Here is a 2,463-nt window from a genome sequence, read left to right as displayed (position 1 = left end):
CCGACCCAGACGATTCGATCGGGATGGAAGACCAAGAGGGCCGGCACGGGGGCACGGCCCCTACCGATAATGAAACAGCCCTGGGGGATTTAGGGCGATCGAACTGTGAAGTAACCCTTGCATCAATAGTAGAAGAGATGCTCGATCGTTTTCCCGAACGCTGGAATGTTTGGACGACGGCGGGGCGGGTGTTGGTGGAAAGTTTTCAGGAGATTGAGCGAGGGTGTAGTGTCTCTGCGAAGGGGACGCAACTTGAGCCACAGTTACCTGATGCTTGGTTTGGTCATGGGCGGGTGTTGGCGCTGGCGGGGAAACACCGGGAAGCGGTGGAGGCTTTGGCGCAAGGATGGCAGTTGCTACCGGAAGAGGGGGGTTATCTGCAATCTGTGTCTGCTGCGGTGTGGCTGGGGGAGAGTTATCGAGGGCTGGGGGATGAGGTGGCGAGCCGGAAATGGTTGGAAAAGGCTTGTCAGTTCGCTCAGGAAATGATGGAGTTTGACCCGGCGATGGCTGGTTACTGGCAAGGGAGAGCGTTGTTGGGGTTGGGGGATGTGACGGAGGCTGTGGAAGTGTATCGAAGTTCCCTGAGTCGGCGGTTGCTCTACCCTTTTCGCGGGGAGGTTGAGGAGGCTGTGAAACGGTTGAAAGGTAAGAGGCGAAAGGGATCTCGGGCTAAAGCGTAGATCCTTGACTTCTTCGGGAAGTCGGGGATCTGAACCTCTCAGAGTGCATTGAGTTAGGAAAAAACAGCCTCTAACTCGAAAAATTCAGAAATTGACCTCTGGATTCGTCTTATAGGTGTAGAGACAAAAATACAATTTCGTCTCGACTAACAACCCAAATCAAACTAATTTCAAAGGAGGCTAATTATGCGACGTAGATTATTCTAGGCTCAACATTTAATGACCGAAGCTACATTTGTAAGCTGATTTAATGTGATCAAAAAAGATGTAGGGGGGCACGGCTCACCCTACATCTTTTGTTGCTGACGTTAAATTAAGGACAAAACCTGGTGTAATGGGTGGAAATTAAAATTATTGTGCTGAGGGTGCATCGATCTAGGAAAAAACAGCCCCTAACTCGAAAAATTCAGAAATTGACCTCTGGATTCGTCTTATAGATGTAGAGAGAAAAATACAATTTATTCTCGACATAAATTTCACATTAAACTAATTTTAAAGAATGCTAATTATGCGTTTCAGATACTTCTAAAATCAACTAATCAATCATCAAAATTACATTGGTAAGCTGCTCAAATGTGATTGAAAATTCACCTAGGGTGGGCATTGCCCACCCTACTTATAGCAATCCTAAATCATTATCAAGACTATGATACAATTATATGCAATACTTGATTGTGACCATAAAAAAATGAATAACTTACAACTGCAAGAAAAAGATATCGAAAAAGAAATAGCCCAATTAGAAGATTTCATTAAAAGCGATATCGATGCAAGAGAACTAAAACGAGCAATAGCTGTAAGGATGGCGCTTTCAGGTAATATCTACCATGAAATCAGCAAAATATTAGGTGTAAGTAAATTTTTTATTGGTTATTGGAAAAAACAATTTAAAACCAAAGGCATCGCCGGAATCAAACTAGGACATAAAGGGTCAAAAGGGTATTTAACAGCTCGACAAAATACTGAAGTAATCGAGTGGCTAAAGAATAAAGAATATTGGAATTTAGATGAGTTGGTTACTTATTTAGCTCAAGAGTTTGGTGTGATTTATAAATCCAAACAGAGTTACTATGAACTTTTCGACCGGGCGAAAATAAGTTGGAAAAAAACTCAAAAAGCTAATCCTAAATTTGATAAAGAACTGGTAAAAAAAAAGACGGAAGAGATTAACGATATTTTATTTAAAAACAAGGCGGGTATAGAGTCTGGGGAAATAATAGTATTGTTTTTAGATGAATGTCATCTACTTCATGGTGATCTAACTGGTTATGTTTGGGGTCAATCAAAAATCAGAATTGAAGTCCCAATTACCAATGAAAAAGATAGACAAACTTATTTTGGCGCCCTCAATTATCAAAGCAAAGAATTCCATATTCAGAGCCATCCATCTGGTGATGGAGAATCCACAGTTAAATTCATAAAATACTTACAAAATAAATATAAAAATCGCAAGATTATCTTGATTTGGGATGGAGCTAGTTATCATAAATATGGAGAATTTAGAGACTTTTTATTAGAACTAAATGGTGACAAAGAACCTGAGAATTGGTCAATTACTTGTATTTTATTTGCTCCCAATGCTCCCCAACAAAATCCCGTTGAAGATATTTGGCTACAAGCTAAAAACTTTTTAAGAAAGTATTGGTATTTATGTAGATCTTTTAAGATTGTCAAGTTTTTGTTTGAGTTTTTTACTAACGAACCAGAAGTGTTGAACGCTTATTGATAGGATTCTGAAAATAGACATACGAATCCTATAAAATGCTGATTTCAGCAATTG

General features: G+C 40.1%; 2 protein-coding genes. Both read left to right on the top strand.

From position 1 onward, the window contains the following. A partial coding sequence (locus QUA00_RS20380; RefSeq protein WP_333410943.1) for a tetratricopeptide repeat protein occupies positions 1 to 683 on the top strand: 683 nt, incomplete at its 5' end. 688 nt (positions 684 to 1,371) lie between these two features. Next, a complete protein-coding gene (locus tag QUA00_RS20375) occupies positions 1,372 to 2,409 on the top strand; it encodes an IS630 family transposase (protein ID WP_333410942.1) in 1,038 nt (345 codons plus the stop codon). Positions 2,410 to 2,463 lie beyond the last annotated feature (54 nt).

Origin of the sequence: Microcoleus sp. T2B6 (assembly GCF_036700475.1) — a bacterium.
Lineage (GTDB): Bacteria > Cyanobacteriota > Cyanobacteriia > Cyanobacteriales > Microcoleaceae > Microcoleus.
The sequence above is the reverse complement of the archived record's forward strand: the minus strand, read 5'-3'. Positions and strand labels throughout refer to the sequence as shown.